Origin of the sequence: Bombella mellum, assembly GCF_014048465.1 — a bacterium.
Taxonomy (GTDB): Bacteria; Pseudomonadota; Alphaproteobacteria; order Acetobacterales; family Acetobacteraceae; genus Bombella; species Bombella mellum.
Genome location: NZ_PDLY01000003.1, coordinates 240,105 through 262,860 on the forward strand (window position 1 = coordinate 240,105; position 22,756 = coordinate 262,860).

Here is a 22,756-nt window from a genome sequence, read left to right on the forward strand (position 1 = left end):
TAAATAGAGATTTGCCTGTCTCATAGGAAGTAAAATGAAGATTAAGATAAATGTGTTGTTTCCGACACATTTATCAAATTCCTGCAAAAGAAGAACAGTTCCTTGAAGTTAAAATTAAGAATCAATCGCATTTATGGAGCCGCTGTCCCACCGGGACGTGCATGACCCTTTCAGACAGAGGTTGTTCCATGAGTCGATTCATCCATCAGTGTCTCAGGCCGGTTTCGGCAGTGCTTACCTTGGGAAGCGTGACAGGGGGAGCCTGGGCGGCGTCCTCGCAGGAGGAGACCATGCCCGCAGGACTGGGAATGACCACACCGGCCAGTCCCGTTGGCGACGTGCAGGCGCAGGGCGTGCAGGCGACGCAGGTGGAGCGCATCCATGTCATCGGCCATCCGTTCAACACGATGCATGCCGGGAATGACATGGGCCGCCTTCCGCAGGATGTCATGCACACGCCGCAGACCATTGATGTCGTTCCCCGTGAGCTGATCAGGCAGCAGAACGTGAAGTCTCTGGATGAGGCCCTGCGGAATGTTCCCGGCATCACGGCTTCCGTTGGGGAAGGGGCTGGCGGCCTGAATGGCGACCAGTTCCTCATCCGTGGGTTCCCGGCGCAGAATGACATCTATGAAGATGGTCTGCGGGACTTCGGTGTTTATTCCCGTGACAGCTTCAACTATGATTCCGTCAATGTCATCAAGGGGCCGTCCTCACAGGTTTTCGGTAATGGAACGACCGGCGGTGCCATCAATGTCGTGACGAAGACGCCGATGGCCAATGACCATTACAACGTGGATTTCAGCGGCGGGTCCGGGGACTATTTCCGTGGCACGGTGGATGTGAACAAGACCCTCAATGACAGGACGGCCTTCCGTCTGGAAGGACTGGGAGCGTCCAACAATGTGGTCGGGCGTGACCATGTCTGGGATCATCGCTGGGGCATTGCGCCGTCCATCGCCTTCGGGATGGGAACGAAGACGACCGTCGTGCTTCAGGTGATGCACCAGACGGACAACAGCGTGCCTGACTTCGGTATGCCGGTCGTCAGGACGAAATGGTCGGCCTATGGGCGGCCACTGTCCGAATATGGCGTGCCACGGCACAATTTCTTCGGCAAGCAGCAGGACCACAACCATACTGACGACACGATGGAGACGCTGCGGCTGAAGCATGTCTTCAACCGGCATTTCACGTTCCATAATGACCTGCGTTTCGGGGAGTACAGCCGTAATTTTGAAGCCTCGAAGGTCGTGTGCCGGGCTGGCTGTGTTGATGCGATCAATGGTGGCAATTTTGGCAGGGGGCTGGTCAACCGCACGACGCCGGGCAACAGCGTGCCGCTGCCCTACAGGCAGAACAGCTGGTCCTTCCAGGACGTCGCTTCCTTACAGGCAGACTTCAGGACAGGGTTCCTGCGACATCAGGTCGTGACGGGGTTCGACATGGAATACGTCCATGATTCCCGTCATCAGGATGTCTATGCGGGAGCCATTCCGGCGGCCAACCTCCTGTATCCCAACCCGCATGAGGTGACGGATGCACAGGCCCGTCGTATGCGGGGAGAAGAGAACCCGAAGAACATGCCGTACATTGCGGGGCTGGGCAGGAAACCGGACAATCATGGTTACGGGTTCGACACGGGCATTTTCCTGTACGACCAGATATGGCTGACGAGCTGGGCGTCCATCAAGGGCGGATTCCGCTGGGACCGCTGGCAGAGCGGTTACACCATAACCGGTGGACCTGACACGACCCTGAATGAGAAAAACCGTCCCGTATCGAACGGGGACCGGCATTTCCCGCAGACGAAGAACACCTTCAATCCGACGGCCAGCCTCGTGCTGACACCGACAGGTTGGCAGACGATCTATTTCACCTATGCCAGCTCCACCACGCCGACGGGCATGTATGTGACCAGCGGGGCCGTGCCGGTCCGGCCGGGCAAGAATGAGGGTACGGTGGACAACCGGCCGCAGCATGCCCGCCTGTATGAGGTTGGCAGCAAGTTCAGTCTGCTGCATGACCGTCTCGGGGCCACCATTTCGCTCTTCCGTCTGGACAAGGACAATGCCCTGACGACGGACCCGGTCTCCAACTCCACCATCAACACGGGTGCCCAGCAGCGCAACCAAGGCATGGAGCTTTCCCTTGGTGGCATGATCCTGCCGGGATGGAACATTACCGGAACATATGCCCTCTACGATCCGAAGACCTCAGCTGATGGCGGCGGGAAGATGCATGGTCAGATTCAGTATGTGCCGCACAATCAGGCGACGTTGTGGTCCGCCTATGAGGCCTTTCCGGACAGGACGTGGAACTTCACGATCGGTGGCGGGCTGACCTGGCGGCAGGGCGTGTATCTGGACAACAAGAACACTTCCAGGGTGCCTGCCAACGTGGATTTTGACACGGTCATCTCCCATCATTTCGGGCCGCACTGGCAGGTCTCCCTCAACGGGTACAATCTGGCCAACAGGCTGAATTACAGCACGCTGTTCAGCGGCTATTCCACGCCTGCCCCGGGGCGGACGTTCCTTGGCCGTCTGACCATGGATTACTGAGTGGGTCGTTCAGGCCGGGCGTCCTGTTCGGCCTGAACCGTTACGGTGCCGGGACAGGTTACGGAATGTAGAGCTTTCCTGTCCCTGAACATGGAAATGCCTATGAAATGAGATGAAAGACAGGTTCTGTCGATGAAACATCCTCCGGTACGGGAGGGAAGGTGCCTGAAACTGGCAGAAAACGGACATTTTTATCGCTCCTGCATCATATGTGGCTATTAAGACACAATTGCAATCATAAACAGTTCGTCATGTTTTTTATGGTTTGAAACTGAGAATAATTATCATTTATGAGGTTCCATCACCTCTTGGTGAGGTCATGTCAGTTTGCCGTGGAGCATCTTTCGTATGAGTCGTTTTATCCATCAATGTCTCAGGCCGGTTTCGGCCATCCTGACGCTGGGCGGTGTAGCCGGTGGAGCCCATGCTGCCGGTACGACAGCCCTGAATCAGAATGATTCAGCCATGTCGGAAGGGAAACGGACGACGGCGGGTGCCAGCACGACGGCCACCATGGGAGGCCAGCCCGTCGGCGACGTGCAGGCGCAGGGCGTGCAGGCAACGCAGGTGGAGCGCATCCATGTCATTGGCCATCCGTTCAACACGATGCATGCCAGCAACGACATGGGGCGTATGCCGCAGGATGTCATGCACACGCCGCAGACCATTGATGTCGTGCCCCGTGAGCTGATCAAGCAGCAGAATGCGAAGTCTCTGGATGAAGCCCTGCGCAACGTCCCTGGCATCACGGCTTCCGTGGGGGAAGGGGCCGGTGGTCTCAACGGCGACCAGTTCCTCATCCGAGGGTTCCCGGCGCAGAATGACATCTATGAGGATGGCCTGCGGGACTTTGGTGTCTATTCCCGTGACAGCTTCAACTATGATTCTGTCAATGTCATCAAGGGGCCGTCCTCACAGGTTTTCGGTAACGGGACGACTGGCGGTGCCATCAATGTCGTGACGAAGACACCGACGGTCAACGACCATTACAACGTGGATTTCAGTGGCGGGTCAGCGGATTATTTCCGTGGCACGGTGGATGTGAACAAGCGGATCAACGACACCACGGCCTTCCGTCTGGAAGGACTGGGAGCGTCCAACAATGTGGTCGGGCGTGATCATGTCTGGGATCATCGCTGGGGCATTGCGCCATCCGTGGCCTTCGGATTGGGGACGAAGACGACCGTCGTGCTTCAGGTGATGCATGAGACGGACAACAGTATTCCGGATTACGGGATGCCGGTCGTCAAGGCCCGTGGTTCCGCCTATGGGCGGCCGATCTCGGAATATGGCGTACCCCGGCAGAACTGGTACGGCAAGCAGCAGGACCATAACCATACCGATGACACGATGGAGACGCTGCGCCTGAAGCACATCTTCAACGATCATCTGACATTCCACAATGATCTGCGCTTCGGTGAATACAGCCGTGACTTTGAGGCCTCCAAGGTGCAGTGCGGCACGAAGTGCGTCAATGCGCTGAACAGTGGCAATTACGGTGCCGGTGTGATCACCCGCAACACCAACGGGAGCGTGCCGCTGCCCTACAAGCAGAACAGCTGGTCTTTCCAGGACGTCGCCTCCTTGCAGGCCGACTTCAAAACAGGGTTCCTGCGGCATCAGGTCGTGACAGGGTTCGACATGGAATATGTCCATGATTCCCGTCATCAGGACACCTATGAGGGTGCTTCCCTCACCAAGGCGGTGCCGACTGCCAACATGCTGTATCCAGACCCGCACAATGTGCCGGATGCCATGGTGCGCCGTGTTTCCGCCCAAGCGAACTCCATGCCCAACATTGCCGGTATCGGCAAGAAGCCGAACAGCCGCGGTTACGGGTTCGACACGGGTATTTTCCTGTACGACCAGATATGGCTGACGAACTGGGCGTCCATCAAGGGCGGGTTCCGCTGGGACCGCTGGCAGAGCAACTACTGGACATCCGGCCTGTCCGAACTGCCGAACAATCCGGACAGGAGCTTCCCGCAGACGACCAACACCTTCAACCCGACGGCCAGCCTCGTGCTGACACCGACGAAGTGGCAGACGGTCTATTTCACCTATGCCAGCTCCACCACACCGACGGGCATGTATGTGACCAGCGGGGCCATACCGGTCCGTCCGGGATCAAAGGGAACCGTGGATACACGTCCGCAGCGTGCCCGCCTGTATGAGGTCGGCAGCAAGTTCAGCCTGCTGCATGATCGCCTGGGGGCCACCATCTCGCTCTTCCGTCTGGACAAGAGCAATGCCCTGACGACGGACCCGGTCTCCAATTCCACCATCAACACGGGTGCCCAGCAGCGCAACCAGGGCATGGAACTCTCCCTCGGTGGCATGATCCTGCCGGGCTGGAACATCACGGCCACCTATGCCCTGTATGACCCGAAGACATCCTCCAATGGTGGCGGCCGGATGCATAACCAGATCCAGTACGTGCCGCACAATCAGGCGACCCTCTGGTCCGCCTATGAGGCCTTCCCTGGTACGCCGTGGAACTTCACCATCGGTGGTGGTCTGACATGGCGTCAGAAGGTGTATCTGGATAATAACAACACCTCCAAGGTGCCCGCCAACGTGGATTTCGACTCCGTCATCTCCCATCATTTCGGACGGCACTGGCAGGTTTCCCTCAACGGGTACAATCTGGCCAACAGGCTGAACTACAACAGCCTTTTCAGCGGCTATGCCACGCCTGCACCGGGACGGACGTTCCTTGGCCGTCTGACCATGGATTACTGAGTGTCGGGACCGGCCATGCCCCGCATGTCCGGTCTTGAAACCGGTGGATGATGGTGTGAAGGTTTCACATGGAGCAGGCAGGTCTGTCTGCTCCTTTTCCTGTAGATGGTGGGGCTGCTGGCCTGCCTGAAAGGCATGATCTCATGATGTTGCATATTCCGGGTGTCCTCTCGGCAGAAGAGCTGGCCGACCTGCGGTCCCGTCTGGCGGAAGGCGAGTGGGTGGATGGCCGTGGAACGGCCGGGGCCCAGTCAGGCAGCGTGAAGAACAACCTCCAGATCGCTCCGGACAGCCCGCTGGGGAAGGAGCTTTCCACGTTCGTCCTGCGCAAGCTGGGCACGAATCCGCTCTACAACAGTGCCGTGCTGCCCCTACGTCTCGTGCCGCCGCTCTTCAACCGTTATGATGTGGGAATGAATTTCGGGGCGCATGTCGACAACGCCCTGCGGCCCATTCCCGGTACGGGGCACCGCATCCGTACGGACGTGTCCAGCACGCTCTTCATTTCCGATCTGGACGAATATGACGGGGGCGAGCTGGTCCTTCATGGGCCGTCGGAAGAAAAGCGGGTGCGCCTACCTGCGGGGGACATGATTGTCTATCCCACCACGGCCCTGCATACGGTCACCCCCGTGACACGGGGCAGCCGCTGGGGGTCTTTTTTCTGGGCGCAGTCCGTCATCCGCTCGCAGGAGCACCGGTCCATCCTGTTCGACCTTGACCAGAGCATCATGGCCCTGACCCAGAGCCACGGCCCCAAGGATGCGGAGGTCCTGCGGCTGACCAATGTGTATCATAACCTGCTGCGGACATGGGCCGAGATGTGACCGTCTGGCCCACTTTTCAGAAGTGGGCTGACACGTCCAGATAATAGTAGCCGCCATTGATGCCGAGCTGGGATGTGCTCAGGTAGTATTTGGCGGCTCCCAGATAACGGTTGCCCTGAGGCACCTTGCTGGGGAAGGCGGCGAAGATGTTGTTCCCGCCCAGTGTTGTACTCCAGATTTTGTTGATGTTGTACGTCACCGAAAGATTGGTCGTCCATTTCGGTCTGTTATGGAACTGGAGGTAGTTGGTGGTCGAGGCTGTCGAGGTATTGTTGTTCCGGTAATAGGTCAGGGCGGAGGTCGTCTGCCCGTACCGGATTTCATGCAGGGAGACGGCCCAGCGATGCGCCGGAGATACCCATGTGCCACCAAAGATGATCTTGCTGCGGGGATAGGCTGTCGTGATGTAGGCCCGGCTGGGGGCGTTGAGGACCGGCGTGCCGTCGCTGCGGGTCGCCTGATGGCGCAGTCTGGTGCGGTTCAGGTTGATGGCGGCATCCCAGTTGATGCGCCCGGCGTGGCGTAGTTTCGTGGTGTAGGTGATGGTCATGTCCATGCCCTGCGTGCGGGTGTTCGCCACATTGGCAAACCACTGGGTGGACAGGTTGTTGTTCGTGATGTTGGCGGGAAGGTCGGTGATGCCGTTGGCTGCCAGAATGTTGGCGGCTTCCACACCATAGAGATTGTTCCCGGGCAGGATGCGGCCCCGCAGGTCGATCTGGTAGAAATCGGTCGTGACATGCAGCCCTTTGAAGGGTTCGGCAATGATGCCGCCTTCCACATTCGTGCTCTGTTCCGGTTTCAGACGCTGGGCCCCGCTGGCCAGGGCTCCGGGAGAGGTGGCGGCCACCAGCCCACGGGCCACGGTCGGGGAGAGGGTCAGGGCGGAATAATGTTCCTGCGCCAGTGTGGGAGCGTGGAAGCCGTTGCTGAATGTCCCCCGGAAGGCAAGTCTCCTTGACACGTCATAACGGGTGGAAATCTTGCCGGTCTGGGTGTTGCCGACATCGGTGTAATGTTCGTACCGTCCGGCCATGTCCAGCTGCCAGTGCTTTGTCAGATGGGTGGAAATGTCGACATAACCGGAGACCACGTCACGGTTGGAGTTGCCTGCACTGCGGGGGCTTGTTCCGGCGAGGGCCAGGCTGGTGCCGCCGCCATAGGTACTGGCACTGGAGCCTTCGGCAATGGAATAGGCTTCATAACGGTATCCGGCCCCTCCGGCGAGATTGATGCTGTGGGGCCAGAAGGACAGATGGAATTTCCGGTTCAGGTTCAGCTCGTTGTTCCATTGCGTGTCATTGAAGCCCTGCACCCTGTTGTAGGTGGTCTGTAGGGCGGAGGCGGGAAGGGCCTTGTTGGCGTCATTCTTCAGGCCGATATTGTCGAAATCCCGCCCGTACGTGCTGGACAGGTCCCAGTGCCAGCCTGCCAGACGGCCTTTCAGCCCTGCCGTGATTTCAAAATCATTTTCTTCCAGCGTCTGGAGGGGGGAATAGCCGTTCGGGTAGATGGCGGCGTAACCGGGCGTGCTGGCAAGGGATGAGGGCAGACGGTAATTCTGGAAGGCCTCCGCATGGCGGTGGGCATAGGTGGCCGTGCTGTAGAGCTGGAGCGTGTTGGTGATGTCATAGCCTGCATTGATGGCTACGGACTCCCGGGTCTGTTCTGGCTGGCTCAGGATCTTGTTGATGGTCGTTCCGGTCCGGCTGTCCGGTCCGGAGCGGAAGCTGTGGTCCTGATGCACGAGGTCGCCACTGACATGGATGAAGCCACGGTCCCCCCCGAAGGAGGCCCCGCCATCAATGAAGATGCCCTGCTGGTAGCCGTCTCCCTTGCTGGTGATGCCGCTGTTGGACCGGATCGTCAGTCCGTGATCCTGCTTCTTGAGGATGATGTTCACCACCCCGGCAATGGCATCTGATCCGTACTGGGCCGAGGCACCATCTCGCAGCACTTCAATGTGGTCGATGGCGGAGAGGGGGATCATGTCGATGTCGGTCGGGGTCGTGCCCTGCTGCGGCCCGGAATCGGCGTAGATGTTGGCTGTGGTGTGCCGCCTGTGCCCATTGACGAGGATCAGCGTCTCGTTGGAGCTCAGACCCCGCAGGCTGATGGAATCCGTCAGGGCACCCGCATCAAAGCCGCCTGTGGGGACGGTGAGGGATGGCAGCAGGAGCTGCATGGCATCCCGCAGGGTTGGCTGGCCGGTGCTGGTGAGCTGCCGGCTGGAGACGACATCAATGGGTGCAATGGAATCACGGGCTTTTTTCCCGATTTCCCGTGTCCCCGTGACGATGAGTGTTTCTGTTCCGCCGGACACCTGCTGGACGTGCTTCTGGTGAAGGGGGGCCGCTGCCGGTGCTCCTGTTGCCTTTCTGGCAGGAGCGGCTTTCTTCTGTTTCTGGTTGATCTGCTGGTCCGTGGTGGTGGCACCGGCCTGAAGCGGAAGCATGGTCAGACAGCCCATGCCCAGTCCGAACAGGGAAGGAAGGGTGGTGAGATAACGGGGGAAAAGAGGGGAACGCATACAGGATCAGCTTTCCGGTTTCCAGCAGAAGAGAGAAGGCCTGTCTGGCTGAAGATATGGCGACGAGAACTAAATAGGCAGTTCCGATCGTGAAAAGTGAAAAGAACTACTGGCCTGTCTGCTATAGGACAATGGCTCCAAAGGCCATGCTCTGGAGCCACTTTGTGGGCAGGGAAATACTGAAAATAAGGGGAGTGTGCTCTGTGGAACACAGAAATAACTATTAGAAATAGTTATTTATATACACGAAGAAACGCCAACTTTCTGCCAGAAGAGAAACTAACAACCTGTTAAAGTAAACCTCAAAATCAGAAAGACCACACCGCCGGAACGGACAAAACTGATGGAAAAATGGTGGCTACGACCTCCTGCCCAGAGACTCAACCTGCCATGAGGAGATTACGGCTCCTCATTTGGCGTCGTGGTGGAGACCTGTGCCCGCAGGCCACTCTGAGGGACCTGGATGTCGATCTCCAGCTTGGAATATCGCTGCCCCCGGTCCATCTTGATCTGCACGTTGTCCTCATCAATGGAGACGTGTCTGGCGAGCACTTCAAGTATTTCCACATGAAGCGTGCGGAGGAGGGTCGTGTCCCCATCCTCCTGAGCCTGCCGTTCCTGAGCGAGAAGAATCTGTAGACGGTCCCGTGCTACAGTACTGCTCATTTCCGAAGCTTTTTTGGCAAAGAAACCGTCCAGAAAACTCATGAGCCCCTCTTTTTGAAGATACGGTCCAGAAGGCCACGTTTTTCGGTTGGAATGCTGACAGGAATGTTCCTGCCTTCCAGACGGTCAACGGCTTCGAAATAGGCACGGGCTGGCGCACTCTCCGGGGAGGCGAAAGTGACGGGGGCACCCACGTTGGAGGCCTTGAGAACATCTTCGCTCTCGGGGATCACTCCCAGCAGGGGCAGGGAAAGAATGCCCACCACGTCCTCGACGCTCAGCATCTCTCCACGGGAGGCACGGAGAGGGTCGTATCGTGTCAGGAGCAGGTGCTTCTCGACCATCTCGCCTTTCTGTGCACGGGCCGTCTGGCTGTCCAGCATGCCGATGATGCGGTCAGAGTCACGGACGGAGCTGACCTCGGGATTGGTGACGATCACGGCATGGTCGGCGTGGTGCATGGCCAGACGTGCACCACGCTCGATCCCGGCAGGGCTGTCGCAGAGGATCCAGTCGAAGCGTTCCCGCAGCTCAGCCATCACCCGGGCCACGCCATCATCCGTCAGCGCATCCTTGTCCCGTGTCTGGGAGGCGGGGAGGATGGACAGCGTGTCACAGCGTTTGTCACGGATGAGGGCCTGATTGAGTGTCGCCTCGTTCTGGATGACGTTGATCAGGTCGAAAACGACCCGGCGTTCGACACCCATGATGAGGTCAAGGTTGCGCAGCCCGACGTCAAAATCGACCACAACCACATTCTGCCCGCTTTGCGCCAGAGCGGCACCAAGGGCGGCTGTCGTTGTTGTCTTGCCAACGCCCCCTTTACCGGATGTAACAACGACGATCTTTGCCATGAAATCTTCAGCTTCCCTAAAACCGGCTGACGAGCCTTCAAGTTATGCATCACGATGAATGATTAAGGTTTCTGAAAGAAAACCCCACTCTTTGAGTCAGACTCTACAGTAGCATTCAAGCATTGATAAGGTACCATGCATAAAAAAATGACGTTTTTCTTTTATAAAAAGTAAAAACGTCATGTCTTGATGGTCCCTGTCTGCAAGGGGATGACTTTCAGCCGCTCATTTTCCAGATAGACCTGTGATGCCCGTCCGGAGGGGGCATTGGGCATTTCTTCCGCAATCATGTAGAACCCGTCGATGGCAAGTAATTCTGCTTCCATTTTCGTGGTAAAGATGCGCGCCTGCGGGTATCCACTGACACCGGCTATGGCTCTTCCCCGTAACGGGCCGTAAATATGGATGGATCCTCCGGCGATTATTTCCGCTCCTGACGAGACGGCTCCCAGTACGATGATGTCGCCATCGGGATACTTGATGGACTGTCCGGAGCGCACGGCCCGGTCGATGATCAGGGGCGTCTTCAGGGTGACCGCCGGGGGGACGCTTTTCGGGCTGTCATCGTCAGGGAGCTTCACGGGGCCGCTTGGGCGGCCACCCTGGAGCTCGATGGGCCATTCCCATGATTCGAGAGCCTTCCAGTGTGGGTTTCCCCCCTCGATGCCGATCAGGTGAATATGCCGTCTGCGCAGTTCCTGCTGGAAACCGGCCAGTCCTTCCGTCCGTTCATCAAGGAGGCTGAGGTCCAGAATGACGGGCTGATGGTTGAAGAAACCGGCAGCACGTCTCATATGTTCGTCCAGTCCGGCCAGCCAGTCTTTCAGGGGGGCCTCAGGTGAGAGAATGAGGGCCAGGAAAGAGCGACCCCGGGCACGGATGGTCATGGGGCCGGGTCTGGAAGCTTGCACTGCGGAAGCATCTGAGGGATGAAGTTTCTTAGATGCTGGTTGGCTGGTGGACATGAATTCAGGATCACCGTGGCTGTATCTGGACTGATTGGAATGCTGCTTGTTCCCTAGTGCAAAAGTGCCGTAGGAAAGACATATGCGTATACTGCATCACTTACCCTTGTCTCCGCAATCGCGTTTTGTGCGGCTCATGCTGGCTGAGAAGAAGCTGCCTTTCGAGCTGGTGGTGGAAAAGACATGGCAGCCGAGCGAGCGTTTCCACGAGCTGAATCCGGCCGGGGAGGTTCCCGTCCTCGTGGAAGACAACGGCATGGTCGTGCCGGGCGGGCGGGTGATCGCCGAGTATCTGGAGGATGCCTATCCGGAGATGTCCCTCATGGGGCGGAACCTGGCCGAGCGTGTGGAGGTGCGCCGTCTTGTGGACTGGTTCGAGCGGCTGTTCCAGCAGGAGGTCATGGTCAACCTTCTGGGAGAAAAGGTCGAGAAGCGTCTTTTCGGGCAGGGGCATCCTGATGGAAAGATTCTCCAGGCCGGATACAAGAATCTCCGCTTCCATCTGGATTACATCGGCTATCTGGCCGAGACGAGGACATGGCTTGGCGGGCCTGTTCTTACGGCAGCCGATTTTGCGGCGGCGGCCCATTTCTCCGCACTGGATTTTCTGGGTGACATCGACTGGCGGCGTGCGCCCTGCGTGCGGGACTGGTATGCCCGCATCAAGTCCCGGCCCTGTTTCCGCAGTCTCCTGAGCGACCGTGTCAGTGGCGTGAAACCCCCGGCCCACTATGCCGACCTTGATTTCTGAGCGGGAGATGGAGAAGGCGGGAAGGCTGTCATGATGACGTGGGATGTGGCCGTCGTGGGGGCCGGTGCGGCCGGGATGATGGCGGCGGCCACGGCAGGGCAGAGGGGAGCACGGACCATCCTGCTGGACCATGCGGACCAGCCGGGGCGGAAAATCCTCATCTCCGGTGGCGGACGGTGCAATTTCACCAACCTGAAGGCGGACTGGACGTATTACCGTTCCGAAAATCCCCGTTTCTGCCGCTCTGCCCTGGCCCGGTACCGTCCGCAGGATTTTCTGTCCCTCGTCGAGAAATACCGCATCCGCTGGCATGAGAAGGAGCTGGGGCAGCTGTTCTGTGACGGATCAGCCCGGCAGATCGTCTCCATGCTGGAAGATGAATGCCGGGCTGGCGGTGTTGAGTTCCGTCTGGGCTGCTCCCTGCGGAACGTAAGCCATGACGGCCATGTCTTCATGCTGGAGACAGGGCAGGGGTCCGTACGGGCACGGTCCGTCATCCTGGCGACGGGAGGACTGGCCCTGCCCAAGCTGGGAGCCACCGACATCGCCCTGAAGCTGGCCCGCCAGTTCGGTCTGCGGATCGTGTCTCCTGCTCCGGCCCTCGTGCCCTTCCGTCTTGAAGAGGCCCGGCCGGACCTTGCCGGTGTGTCCCTTCAGGTCACGGCCTCTCTGGTCGGGCGGAAGAAACCGGTCTTCACGGGTGGGATGGTCTTCACCCATCGGGGTGTGTCCGGCCCGGCCATCCTGCAGATATCGTCATGGTGGGAAGGGCATGAGGCCCTGCGCCTGAATCTGGCTCCGGGGCGTGACGCCCATGAGGACATGCGGCTGATCTGCCAGCAGCGGCCCAGGGCCCATGCGCCTGCCCTGCTGGAAGCCCTGCCCGCCCGGCTGGTGAAGGTGCTGGTCGCCGGGACGCTGGATGACCGTCCGCTGGCCGAACAGCCGGCGAAGGCGGTGCGTGCCCTGGCGGCGCAGGTGAATGACTGGGTCCTGCACCCTGCGGGTACGGAGGGTTACGCCAAGGCGGAGGTCATGCGGGGTGGCGTGGATACGAGGGACCTGTCCTCCCAGACGATGGAGGCTCGCACGGTGCCGGGTCTGTATGTCATCGGGGAGGCCGTGGACGTGACCGGCTGGCTGGGGGGGTACAATTTCCAGTGGGCCTGGGCCAGCGGCGTGGCGGCCGGACAGGCTGCGGCGGGGAGGGCTGGTGCGTGATGGCGGGCATGGTATCATGATGGCCAGAGGAAAGGCGATGTGATGGCGGCAGAAAAGAAGATCAAGAAAACGGAACGGCAGCCCTGGCCCGGAGACGCCCTGCCGGAAGGTGACGCAGAGGCTCCGGTGAAGCTCCTCCTTGTCGAGGATGACGACAGTCTTGCGGAAGAGATCGTGGGTGACCTGTGCGGGCGTGGTTACGAGGTTTCACGTGCAGCAACGGGGACCGAGGGACTGGAGATGGCCCGCCGGGACGACTATGCCCTGCTGGTAATGGACCGGATGCTGCCCGGCATGGACGGGCTGAGCGTGCTGGAGACCCTGCGGGAGCAGGGCATGACCATGCCGGTTCTGGTTCTTTCCGCCCTCTCGGCCGTGGATGACCGCATCAGTGGCCTGAAGGCGGGCGGTGATGACTACCTGACGAAACCTTTCGTGATGGAGGAGCTGGCCGCAAGGCTGGAGGCCCTGCTGCGCCGCCCCATCTATGGCCGTACCTCCATGCTGAAGCTGGGACCTCTGGAAATGGACCTTCTGGAGCGGCGGGTGAGGCGGGACGGCCGGGAGATAGACCTCCTGCCACGGGAGTTCCGCCTTCTGGAATATATGGTGCGCCGCCCCAACACGGTGCTGACCCGCACCATGCTGCTGGAGGATGTCTGGAATTACCGGTTCGTGCCCCGGACCAATCTGGTGGACGTGCATATCGGCAAGCTGCGCCGCAAGGTGGACCGGGACGGCGAGGAACCGCTGATCTACAGCATCCGTGGTGCCGGGTTCTGCCTGCGTGTCCCGGATTGACCTGTTCCGCACGGCGGCGTTCCGGCTGACACTGGGGCTTGTCTGCGTCGTCGTGCTGGGGATGCTGCTGGAGCTGGTCCTGCTTTACGGGCAGATCAGTGCCTATGAGCAGCTCCGTACCAATGACCTGCTGCGCCGTTCCGCCTCGGTCCTGATGCAGGAGGCTCCGGGCGATCTGGAAGTCAGGCTGAAGGAACGCAGCACCAGTGAGCTGCGCATCTTCCTGAATGCCGCCGCCCTGTTCGACAGGGACCATCACCCCATAGCGGGGGACATGACCTCATGGCCTGTGGGGCTGGTGGCCAGCCAGTCCACGCAGAACCTTTCTTTCGTCCTTCCGGATCATTCCGTGACGGTCATGCGCTTTCTGGTGGTGGAAGTGCCGGGGATGCAGCCGGGCAGGACACGCCTTCTCGTGCTGGGCCGGTCCCGTCACATGGTGGATGAGCTGAGGCATGTAGCCCGGCAGTGCGCCCTGTTTTCCATGGTTCCGGTCGTGCTGTTCGCCCTCACGGCGGGGATGATCCTCAGCCGTCGGGCACTGGGACGCATCAGCAAGATGCACCATTCCATAGAACAGATCGTCAAGGGGCAGATGAGGGAGCGTCTGCCCGTGGGGCGTGGCCATGACGACCTCGACCGGCTGGCCGGATCGGTCAACAGGATGCTGGACCGGCTGGAGCAGCTGATGGGGGAGATGCGGGACGTGGGCAATGATATTGCCCATGATCTCCGCACGCCTCTGGCCCGTGTCCAGGCCCGGCTGGACCGGGTGGGTGGTCTCGTGCAGACACTGGCCGCACCACCGGAGGAACGGGAGCGGTTCGAGCGGGCCATGACCCTGTGCCGCCGGGACCTGGAGCAGTGCTTCTCCGTCATCACGGCCCTGCTGCGTATTGGCGAGATCGAGAACGGCCAGCGGCGGGCCGGGTTCAGCCGCATGGACATCATGCCGCTGATTGCCGACATGGCGGACCTCTACGAGCCGAATGCGGAAACGCAGGGGCTGACCCTCTCCATGGCACCTCATGAAGGGCCGGTGGAGCTGTGGGGTGATGCGGACCTGCTGAACGAGGTGTTGGCCAACCTTCTGGACAATGCCCTGAAATTCACGGAGGAGGGTGGCTTCGTGACATTGCGGGCAGGCTGCAACGAGCTGGATGAACCGTGGTTCGAGGTGCGGGACACGGGGGTCGGTATCGCCGTGGAGGAGCGGAAGGCCGTGATGAGCCGCTTCTACCGGGCGGACAAGAGCCGCCATGTGCCTGGCAGCGGGCTGGGTCTGAGCCTCGTGGCGGCCATTGTCCGGCTGCATGAGGCCCGTCTCGTGATCGAGGAAAACTGTGAAGGAGAAGTGAAGAGCGGAACGGTGTTCCGGCTGATCTTCCCACCTGTGAAGGAAAATCACAGTGGTGCCTGAGGCCGGGAGAATTTTCTTGATACTTCGATGGATATTAACCTATTCTAGACACAAGGTTTTTGTTTTTATTTAGATGGATGGAAATTGAGAGATGAAAATATCAGATAAAATCATACATGTTACTATACATATAAAGACGTTGGATGAAGCTGGGTTAGAATCTACAGGGACGGGTTTCTTTTTTAGATTTTCTTATGATGATCATGAAAAATCCGTTCCTGTTATAGTGACTAATAAGCATGTAATTGATGGAGCAAAGAAGGGAGTTTTACGCTTTAGAATAGCAGACGAAAATGGAAATCCGAGAATAGGGGATTTCGTGGATATTCATGTTAATGACTTTGAACAGCGGTGCATACGTCATCCTGACAGCGAGGTGGATTTGGCAATTTTGCCTGTCGGACCATTTTTTCATCATATAGAAGCACAGGGGAAAAGGCCTTTTTTCCCGGGGTTGGAAAAAAATCTTATTCCAAGTGAGCAAGAGGAGAAATCTCTATCAGCAATAGAAAATATAATTATGATTGGGTATCCTACTGCTATCTGGGATCAAAAAAATAATATTCCCATAGTGAGGAGAGGTATAACTGCTACGAGTTTTGGAGTGGATTTTGAAGGTAGGAGAGAATTTTTAATAGATTGTGCATGTTTTCCTGGTTCAAGTGGATCTCCAATATTTATATTGGATGAAGGAGTACACATGTATGAAAAGGACAAAATTGGATACGGGACTCGGTTCCATTTTCTGGGGATCTTGTGGGGGGGACCTCAGTTTTCATCACATGGGGACTTAGTGGCGGTGCCTGTTCCTACGAGTAATCGTATAGTTTCTATATCTAATATACCGATGAATCTTGGTTTTTGTATTAAGTCACAGTTGTTGTTAGATTTTGAAAATTTATTTTAGGATTTCAAAGGTTATTTTTTTGTTTGATGATTTAGCGGCAAGATTCTTGCGGAACTCCTTCCTCTAGAAGAGGCAAGGGGGTAGTGATTGTTGTTAAATGCTGGCAATGGAAGCGTGCTTCTTAAAAATCTTTTCAGATGAAAAGCGTTTTTTCTTTGGGCCGTGTCGGTATAATCCCCACCCGGACATGGGGCAGGCGACCGGAAAGGCTGCGCCCGACCAGTTGGAGAGACAGATTGCTCAGTGGCATTGCGACAGAGACGAGAACCCATCACGCAGGATCGGGGGCTGGGGGGGGACCCGTCCTGTCGGGGAGCCGCCCGTCCGGTGATGGTGGACTGCCGTCATGAACGCCATTGTCCTGACAGCCCTGCGGCGACCCTACACGTTCGTCGTCATGTCCATCATGATCCTCATTTTCGGGGTGAAGGCCATCCTGGGGACACCGACGGACGTCTTCCCCAACATCAAGATTCCGACGGTGGCGGTCGTCTGGTCCTATACGGGGCTGATGCCGGAGGAAGTCTCGGGGCGTATCGTCTATTATTATGAGCGGACCCTGACGGCAACCGTCAACAACATCGAGCACATAGAGAGCAGCTCCTATTACGGGCGAGGCATCGTCAAGGTCTTCTTCCAGCCCGGGACGGATGCCAGCGTCGCCCAGACGCAGATCACCTCCGTGTCCCAGACCGTCATCAAGCAGCTGCCCACCGGGGCCACGCCGCCGCTCATTCTGGCTCTGGATGCGTCATCCGTCCCCGTCCTGACCCTTCAGGTCAACAATCCCAACATGTCCGCCTCGGAGGTCTACAACATGGCCTCCAACCTCATCCGGCCGGAGCTGGTCTCCGTGGCGGGGACGGCCATTCCCAATCCCTATGGTGGCGTGGCGGCGGACATCATGGTGGACATCGACCCGGTGAAGCTGCTGGCGCACAGGCTCTCCGCCGTGGACGTGGCCAGTGCGCTGAACAGGCAGAACATCGTTCTCCCGGCCGGTGACCAGAAGGTGGGGGCCATGGACTTCATGGTGCGGACCAACTCCGCCCCCATGGACATTGCCGCCTTCAACCGGATGCCCATAAAGCAGGTGGGCAATTCCGTCATCTATCTGCGGGACGTGGCATGGGTTCACAAGGGTGGCCCGCCACAGACCAATGCCGTGCTGGTGCGTGGCAAGCAGGCGGTGATGATCGTCATTCTGAAGAGTGGCAATGCCTCGACATTGGAGGTCGTGAGCGGGATCAAGAAACTGCTGCCGGACATCCAGAAGACGCTGCCGCCCGGTACGAGCATGGACGTACTCACGGATGCGTCCAGCTTCGTGAAGGAGTCCGTCGTCGATGTCGTGCGGGAGATGATCACCGCCGCCATCCTGACTAGCCTGACGGTCCTTCTCTTCTTGGGGTCATGGCGGTCAACCGTGATCGTGGCGGTCTCCATTCCGCTGGCCATGCTCTCGGCCCTGATCGGCCTCAGCCTGGCCGGGCAGTCCATCAACGTGATGACGCTGGGCGGGCTGGCTCTGGCCGTCGGCATTCTCGTGGATGACGCCACGGTGATGATCGAGAACATCGACGCCCATCTCCACATGGGCAAGGAGCTGGAAGAGGCCATCATTGATGCGGCCAATCAGATCGTCATTCCGACATTCGTCTCGACCACCTGCATCTGCATCGTCTGGTTCCCGCTCTTCGAGCTGACGGGCGTGGCAGGCTGGCTGTTCATGCCGATGGCCGAGGCCATCATCTTTGCGATGATCGCCTCATTCGTCCTGTCCCGGACGCTCGTGCCGACGATGGCCAACTGGCTTCTGGCGGCGCAGGTGGAGCAGCAGCGTCATCCTGACCATGCCAGCCGGAAGAGGGGCTTCTTCGGCAGGTTCCAGGAGACGTTCGAGACATATTTCGAGCGGTTCCGTCAGAGCTATCATGAGGTCCTGCTGAGCGTTCTGGCGGCACGGAGAATGTTCATCATCCTGTTCCTGTCCGGTGCGCTGTCGTCCCTGCTTCTGCTTTTCTTCGTCGGGCAGGATTTCTTCTCGGAGATCAAGTCCGGCACGATGCAGATGCATTTTCGGGCACCGGTCGGCACCCGTATCGAGGAAAGTGCGAAACTCAGCGGGCTGATCGAGAAGAAGATCAGGGAGACCCTGCCCGGTCAGGTGAAGCTCATCGTCAACAACTGTGGCCTGCCGATGAGCCAGATGAACCAGGCCATGGTGCCATCGCCCACCACGGGGGCGCAGGACTGTGACGTCACCATCCAGCTGGAGGATGATGAAAGCCCGATCTCCGATTACCGGCAGAAGCTGCGCCGGTCTCTCAGCACAGCCTTCCCGGGGATAGGCTTCACCTTCCAGCCGGGCGACCTGACGGCCAAGATCCTCAATTTCGGCCTGCCATCGCCGATCGACGTCCAGATCGTCGGGCGTGACCTCCAGCACAACTACGCCTTTGCCGTCCGTCTGGCACAGCGTCTGCGGAGAATTCCGGGGGCCGTGGATGTCAGCGTCCAGCAGCCGATGACACAGCCGACCCTCCTCATCAACGCCCATCGCAGCTTTGCCATGGGGACCGGCATCACGGAGAAGGACATTGCCTACAACGTCCTGACGACCCTGTCCGGCAGCTCGCAGGTCGGGCAGACCTATTATCTCAACCCGCAGGGCACGTCCCAGCTCATCGACGTGCAGGCCCCGGCAACGTACCTCCAGACCCTCAACGATCTTGAAAAAATGCCCATCGACAAGGGAGACGGGAACCCGCAGAACGGCACCATGCAGATTCTGGGTGGTGTCAGCCATATCGAGCAGACGGGGACACCGGCGGAGGTCTCCCACTACAACATCATGCCCGTGTTCGACATCTACGTGGCGGCGGAAGGGATCGATCTTGGTGCCCTGTCCCGGGCCGTCGGGCAGGAGGTGGAGCGGGTCCGGCCCGACCTGCCGCACGGGTCCAGCATGGTGGTGCGTGGGCAGGTCGTGACGATGAACAACGCCTATGTCCAGCTGATCGGCGGGCTGCTGCTTTCCATCGTGCTGGTCTATCTGATCATCGTCGTGAACTTCCAGTCGTGGCTTGATCCTTTCGTCATCGTCATGGCCCTGCCTGCCGCTCTGGGCGGGATTTCGTGGAGCCTGTTCCTCACCCATACGACCCTGTCCGTTCCGGCCCTGACGGGAGCCATCATGTGCATGGGTACCGCCACGGCCAATGCCGTGCTGGTCGTGGCCTTTGCCCGAGAGCGGCTGGCGGAGCATGGGAACGCCGTTCTGGCCGCTTCGGAGGCCGGGTTCGAGCGTATCCGTCCCGTGCTGATGACCGCCCTTGCCATGATGATCGGCATGATCCCGATGTCCGTCAGCAATTCCTCCAATGCGCCACTGGGCAAGGCGGTCATCGGGGGGCTGCTGATGGCCACGGTGGCGACGCTCCTGTTCGTTCCCTGCGTTTTTGCCCTGATCCATGGCGGTGCGCCGAAGGGTGACCGGACCACTCCAGAAGGAGAACCTTCATGAATCCTCCCACCCGTCAGACCACGCAGCCCGCCCGTGGCAGGGGACGCCTGCTGCTGTTCATCTTTCTGGCCGTCCTGGCCGGGCTGGTCGTGCTGGGTCTCGTGCAGCGTGCCCTGCACCGGGGGGAGCTGGAACGGGAAACGAAGGACAGTGCCATCGCCCGTGTCGTGCTGATCAGGGCACAGCCGGGACCGACAACCCGGAACGTGGACTTGCCAGCCAATCTGGCGGCCTGGTATGAGGCTCCGATCTACGCCCAGGTCTCCGGCTATGTGAAGATGTGGTACAAGGATTACGGTGCCCATGTGAAGCGGGGCGACCTTCTGGCGGAGGTCAGCACGCCGAGCATCGATGCCCAGTATGCGGCGGCCAAGGCCCATTACGAGGTCGTCAATGCTCGTTACCAGCTCGCCCTCATCACCACGAAACGCTGGACCGCCCTGCGGGGGACGCAGGCCGTGTCCCGGCAGGAAGTGGACGTGCAGGCGGCCAATGCCGCCGCCCAGAAGGCGGAGCTGGATGCGGCCGCCCATGATGTCGAGCGGGTGGAGGCTCTGGAGAACTTCAAGCGGATCGTCGCTCCCTTTGACGGGATCGTGACCTCCCGTCTCGTCAATGTCGGGGACTATGTGAATGCTGCCGGGGGCAATCTCAATTCTCGGGGGGCCATCGCCGAGCTGTTCTCCGTGGCGGACGTGCACAAGATACGCGTGTTCGTGTCCGTGCCGCAGGATTTTGCCAGCGTCATCTCGCCCCGCATCAGTGCGGACCTCAGCGTGCCGCAATATCCGGGCCGTGTGTTCAAGGCCCGGTTCCTGGCGACGGCCAATGCCTTCAATGCCTCCACAAGGACGGTGACGACCGAGCTGGTGCTGGACAATCCGGACGGGCTGCTCTGGCCCAACTCCTACGCCACCGCCCATATTCAGGCTCCGGGTGATCCGGACGTGCTGATCGTGCCGACCAGTGCGCTCATCTTCCGGGCGCAGGGGATGCAGGTGGCCAAGGTCGTCAATGGTCACATCCGGCTGGAGACCGTGCAGGTCGGCACCAATTTCGGCATGACGACGCAGGTCCTGTCCGGTATGTCCCTGGATGACGAGATCGTGGCCAACCCGACGGCGGACATGCTGGACGGAGACGAGGTCCGGGTCGTGACGCCTACCCGTGGCTATAATGATGTCAGGCCGAAGGAGGCCGAGAAGCCTGTGCCTAATGTCACGTCAAATGATTTGAGGCGTGTCGGTGCGATGCCGCCACCGGATGAGGCCGGACCGGACGATCAGGCAAAGCCGGGTGAGGGCGGTCAGGCACCGTCTGCCGCACCGGCCAGACAGTCGCAGGGGCAGCACTGATGGTGGGAGGAACATGGCGGAGGCTGCCGCTGCTGGCGGGCGGACTGTCCTTTTTTCTGGCGTCGTGCGATCTGGCACCGAACTATCACACGCCGCATTTCATCTACCCGGATGGCTGGGAAGGCAAGGGCATCATGGGCAATGCCAGACCAGCCGATGCGGTCGTGCGTGGGCAGTGGTGGAAACTTTTCCACGATCCCCAGCTTGATGAGCTGGAGGACCGGCTGAACGTCTATAACCCTGATCTTCAGGCGGCGGCGGAGGTCTTCACGCAGGAGCGAGACATCGCCCGTGAGACGGAAAGCCGACTGTACCCGCAGATCGCCGGCGGGGCGCAGATGAGCCGGAACAAGCAGTCGGAAGGACGGCTTTTCCTGCGGCGCACCAATACCACGCCCATCTATGAATCCAACGTCGCCTATAGCGGTGCCGCGACATGGGAGCCGGATTTCTGGGATGCCATCCGCAACCAGACGCACATGCAGAAGAATCTGGCGCAGGCCGGGGCAGCCGACTATGCGCTGACGAGGCTGAGCCTTCAGGCCGAGCTGGCTTCAAACTACATGGCCCTGCGGGGCATTGATGCCCAGCTGGCCGTCTATGACGACTCCATCCGGTATTTCCGCACGGCCGTGGAGATCACGAGGCTGCGGCAGGGTGGGGCCATCGGTGCGGGGCTGGACGTCTCCCGTGCGGAGAATGAGCTGTACTCAGCACAGGCGGCGAGGAGCTATCTGGAGGCGACCCGGCAGGTGCAGGAACACGCCATCGCCGTCATGGTGAACGTGGTGCCTGCCAGTTTCCACATCCAGCCGGTCAAGGATTTCCGGCTGCATTTTGATACGATCCGGGTGAAGGAGGGCCTCCCGTCCACCCTGCTGGAGAGACGTCCCGACGTGGCCATGAGCGAGCGGCAGATGGCTGCCGCCGCACGGGCCATCGGTGTGTCCCGGGCCGCCTTCTATCCCCACATCACCATCAGTGCGACAGGTGGGTTTGAGGATGCCGGGTTTGATCTGGCCAGCATCTCCAGGGCCTTCTGGCGGGTTGCCGTGCAGGCCGTGGAGCCGCTCTTCACGGGGGGGATGCGGCGTGCGGCCCTGCAACGGGCCTGGTCACAGTACCGGGAACGTGTGGACGCCTACCGGGCGACGGTTCTGGCAGCCTTTCAGGATGTTGAGGATGGGCTGAGCCAGACAGCCCTGTACCATCAGGAACGGCTCCAGCAGCATCAGGCCGTGGATGCGGCTCTGAGAACGCAGAACATGACGATGGCCCTTTATACGGGCGGGCTGACGAACTATCTGGATGCGCTGGTGGCCCAGCAGGATGCGCTGAAGGCCCGTCTTCTGGAGGTGCAGGCGCAGACACGGCAGCTTCAGTCCACGGTCAGGCTCATCCGTGCCCTTGGCGGCGGCTGGTCGGACAAGCTCCTGCCGGACCTGAAGAGCATCGACCCGATCGGACCGTTGCAGTATGAGGGGCTGCACCATGCCCGTCCCGCCGGTGAGGTGCCGGTGGGAACTCCGCAGAAGGGGTCCGAGATCGAGCCGCCCGTTTCGGAAAGTGATCTGACGGGGGCGGCCGCCGTACCGGCCCATCCCTGATTCCTGCTTGACGGTATGGG

At 59.6% G+C, this 22,756-nt stretch carries 15 protein-coding genes; 11 read left to right on the forward strand and 4 right to left on the reverse strand.

Annotation, left to right across the window (positions count from 1 at the left end; all coding sequences use genetic code 11):
• Window positions 1-188 precede the first annotated feature (188 nt).
• The 3 genes from CPA56_RS06005 to CPA56_RS06015 all read left to right on the forward strand — a co-directional run bounded on the left by CPA56_RS06005 (window position 189) and on the right by CPA56_RS06015 (window position 6,133).
• Window positions 189-2,564 (forward strand): TonB-dependent receptor, encoded by a 2,376-nt coding sequence (locus tag CPA56_RS06005; RefSeq protein WP_182041117.1) that lies wholly within the window; start codon window positions 189-191, stop codon window positions 2,562-2,564.
• 348 nt (window positions 2,565-2,912) lie between these two features.
• Window positions 2,913-5,306 carry a TonB-dependent receptor gene (locus CPA56_RS06010; RefSeq protein WP_182041118.1) on the forward strand — a complete coding sequence of 798 codons (2,394 nt, stop codon included), beginning with the start codon at window positions 2,913-2,915 and terminating at the stop codon, window positions 5,304-5,306.
• A gap of 143 nt (window positions 5,307-5,449) precedes the next feature.
• A complete protein-coding gene (locus tag CPA56_RS06015) occupies window positions 5,450-6,133 on the forward strand; it encodes a Fe2+-dependent dioxygenase (RefSeq protein ID WP_182041119.1) in 684 nt (227 codons plus the stop codon).
• A 16-nt stretch (window positions 6,134-6,149) separates the two neighbouring features.
• On the opposite strand, the gene CPA56_RS06020 is transcribed toward CPA56_RS06015, so the two are convergent.
• From CPA56_RS06020 to minC, 4 genes are all read right to left on the reverse strand, one after another.
• Window positions 6,150-8,588 carry a TonB-dependent receptor plug domain-containing protein gene (locus CPA56_RS06020; RefSeq protein ID WP_182041219.1) on the reverse strand — a complete coding sequence of 813 codons (2,439 nt, stop codon included), beginning with the start codon at window positions 8,586-8,588 and terminating at the stop codon, window positions 6,150-6,152.
• Between the two features lie 474 nt (window positions 8,589-9,062).
• Window positions 9,063-9,371, reverse strand: a complete 309-nt coding sequence (minE, locus tag CPA56_RS06025) for a cell division topological specificity factor MinE (RefSeq protein WP_182041120.1) — start codon at window positions 9,369-9,371, stop codon at window positions 9,063-9,065.
• Window positions 9,368-10,183 (reverse strand): septum site-determining protein MinD, encoded by an 816-nt coding sequence (minD, locus tag CPA56_RS06030; protein ID WP_182041121.1) that lies wholly within the window; start codon window positions 10,181-10,183, stop codon window positions 9,368-9,370. Before minD ends, minE begins: the two co-directional genes overlap by 4 nt.
• A gap of 179 nt (window positions 10,184-10,362) precedes the next feature.
• A complete protein-coding gene (gene minC, locus CPA56_RS06035) occupies window positions 10,363-11,070 on the reverse strand; it encodes a septum site-determining protein MinC (protein WP_182041122.1) in 708 nt (235 codons plus the stop codon).
• 160 nt (window positions 11,071-11,230) lie between these two features.
• Between minC and CPA56_RS06040 the strand changes: the two genes are divergently transcribed.
• From CPA56_RS06040 to CPA56_RS06075, 8 genes are all read left to right on the forward strand, one after another.
• Window positions 11,231-11,899: a glutathione S-transferase family protein gene (locus tag CPA56_RS06040; protein ID WP_182041123.1), complete on the forward strand. Its 669-nt coding sequence runs from the start codon at window positions 11,231-11,233 to the stop codon at window positions 11,897-11,899.
• Window positions 11,900-11,932: 33 nt separating this feature from the next.
• Complete coding sequence (locus CPA56_RS06045; protein WP_182041220.1) at window positions 11,933-13,120, forward strand: BaiN/RdsA family NAD(P)/FAD-dependent oxidoreductase; 1,188 nt, start codon at window positions 11,933-11,935, stop codon at window positions 13,118-13,120.
• Between the two features lie 42 nt (window positions 13,121-13,162).
• Window positions 13,163-13,921, forward strand: coding sequence for a response regulator transcription factor (locus CPA56_RS06050; protein WP_182041124.1), 759 nt, complete (start codon window positions 13,163-13,165; stop codon window positions 13,919-13,921).
• Entirely contained in the window at window positions 13,908-15,341 is a 1,434-nt protein-coding gene (locus CPA56_RS06055; protein ID WP_182041125.1) for a sensor histidine kinase, read from the forward strand. Before CPA56_RS06050 ends, CPA56_RS06055 begins: the two co-directional genes overlap by 14 nt.
• Window positions 15,342-15,432: 91 nt before the next feature.
• On the forward strand, window positions 15,433-16,248 hold the full coding sequence (locus CPA56_RS06060; protein WP_182041126.1) for a S1 family peptidase: 816 nt from the start codon (window positions 15,433-15,435) through the stop codon (window positions 16,246-16,248).
• A gap of 346 nt (window positions 16,249-16,594) precedes the next feature.
• Entirely contained in the window at window positions 16,595-19,774 is a 3,180-nt protein-coding gene (locus CPA56_RS06065) for an efflux RND transporter permease subunit (protein ID WP_182041127.1), read from the forward strand.
• The gene (locus CPA56_RS06070; RefSeq protein ID WP_182041128.1) at window positions 19,771-21,129 is read left to right on the forward strand and encodes an efflux RND transporter periplasmic adaptor subunit; all 1,359 of its coding nucleotides are present in this window, start codon (window positions 19,771-19,773) and stop codon (window positions 21,127-21,129) included. Before CPA56_RS06065 ends, CPA56_RS06070 begins: the two co-directional genes overlap by 4 nt.
• Window positions 21,129-22,736 (forward strand): efflux transporter outer membrane subunit, encoded by a 1,608-nt coding sequence (locus CPA56_RS06075; protein WP_182041129.1) that lies wholly within the window; start codon window positions 21,129-21,131, stop codon window positions 22,734-22,736. Before CPA56_RS06070 ends, CPA56_RS06075 begins: the two co-directional genes overlap by 1 nt.
• Window positions 22,737-22,756: the final 20 nt, after the last annotated feature.

What these genes read in the sequence shown, in the direction of transcription:
- CPA56_RS06040 (WP_182041123.1), top strand. Translation starts at nt 11,231, where the DNA reads ATGCGTATACTGCATCACTTACCCTTGTCTCCGCAATCGCGTTTTGTG.
- CPA56_RS06050 (WP_182041124.1), top strand. Translation starts at nt 13,163, where the DNA reads ATGGCGGCAGAAAAGAAGATCAAGAAAACGGAACGGCAGCCCTGGCCC.
- CPA56_RS06005 (WP_182041117.1), top strand. Translation starts at nt 189, where the DNA reads ATGAGTCGATTCATCCATCAGTGTCTCAGGCCGGTTTCGGCAGTGCTT.
- CPA56_RS06065 (WP_182041127.1), top strand. Translation starts at nt 16,595, where the DNA reads ATGAACGCCATTGTCCTGACAGCCCTGCGGCGACCCTACACGTTCGTC.
- minC (WP_182041122.1), bottom strand. Translation starts at nt 11,070, where the DNA reads ATGACCATCCGTGCCCGGGGTCGCTCTTTCCTGGCCCTCATTCTCTCA.
- CPA56_RS06020 (WP_182041219.1), bottom strand. Translation starts at nt 8,588, where the DNA reads ATGCTTCCGCTTCAGGCCGGTGCCACCACCACGGACCAGCAGATCAAC.
- CPA56_RS06010 (WP_182041118.1), top strand. Translation starts at nt 2,913, where the DNA reads ATGAGTCGTTTTATCCATCAATGTCTCAGGCCGGTTTCGGCCATCCTG.
- CPA56_RS06045 (WP_182041220.1), top strand. Translation starts at nt 11,933, where the DNA reads ATGACGTGGGATGTGGCCGTCGTGGGGGCCGGTGCGGCCGGGATGATG.
- CPA56_RS06060 (WP_182041126.1), top strand. Translation starts at nt 15,433, where the DNA reads ATGAAAATATCAGATAAAATCATACATGTTACTATACATATAAAGACG.
- minE (WP_182041120.1), bottom strand. Translation starts at nt 9,371, where the DNA reads ATGAGTTTTCTGGACGGTTTCTTTGCCAAAAAAGCTTCGGAAATGAGC.
- minD (WP_182041121.1), bottom strand. Translation starts at nt 10,183, where the DNA reads ATGGCAAAGATCGTCGTTGTTACATCCGGTAAAGGGGGCGTTGGCAAG.
- CPA56_RS06075 (WP_182041129.1), top strand. Translation starts at nt 21,129, where the DNA reads ATGGTGGGAGGAACATGGCGGAGGCTGCCGCTGCTGGCGGGCGGACTG.
- CPA56_RS06070 (WP_182041128.1), top strand. Translation starts at nt 19,771, where the DNA reads ATGAATCCTCCCACCCGTCAGACCACGCAGCCCGCCCGTGGCAGGGGA.
- CPA56_RS06015 (WP_182041119.1), top strand. Translation starts at nt 5,450, where the DNA reads ATGATGTTGCATATTCCGGGTGTCCTCTCGGCAGAAGAGCTGGCCGAC.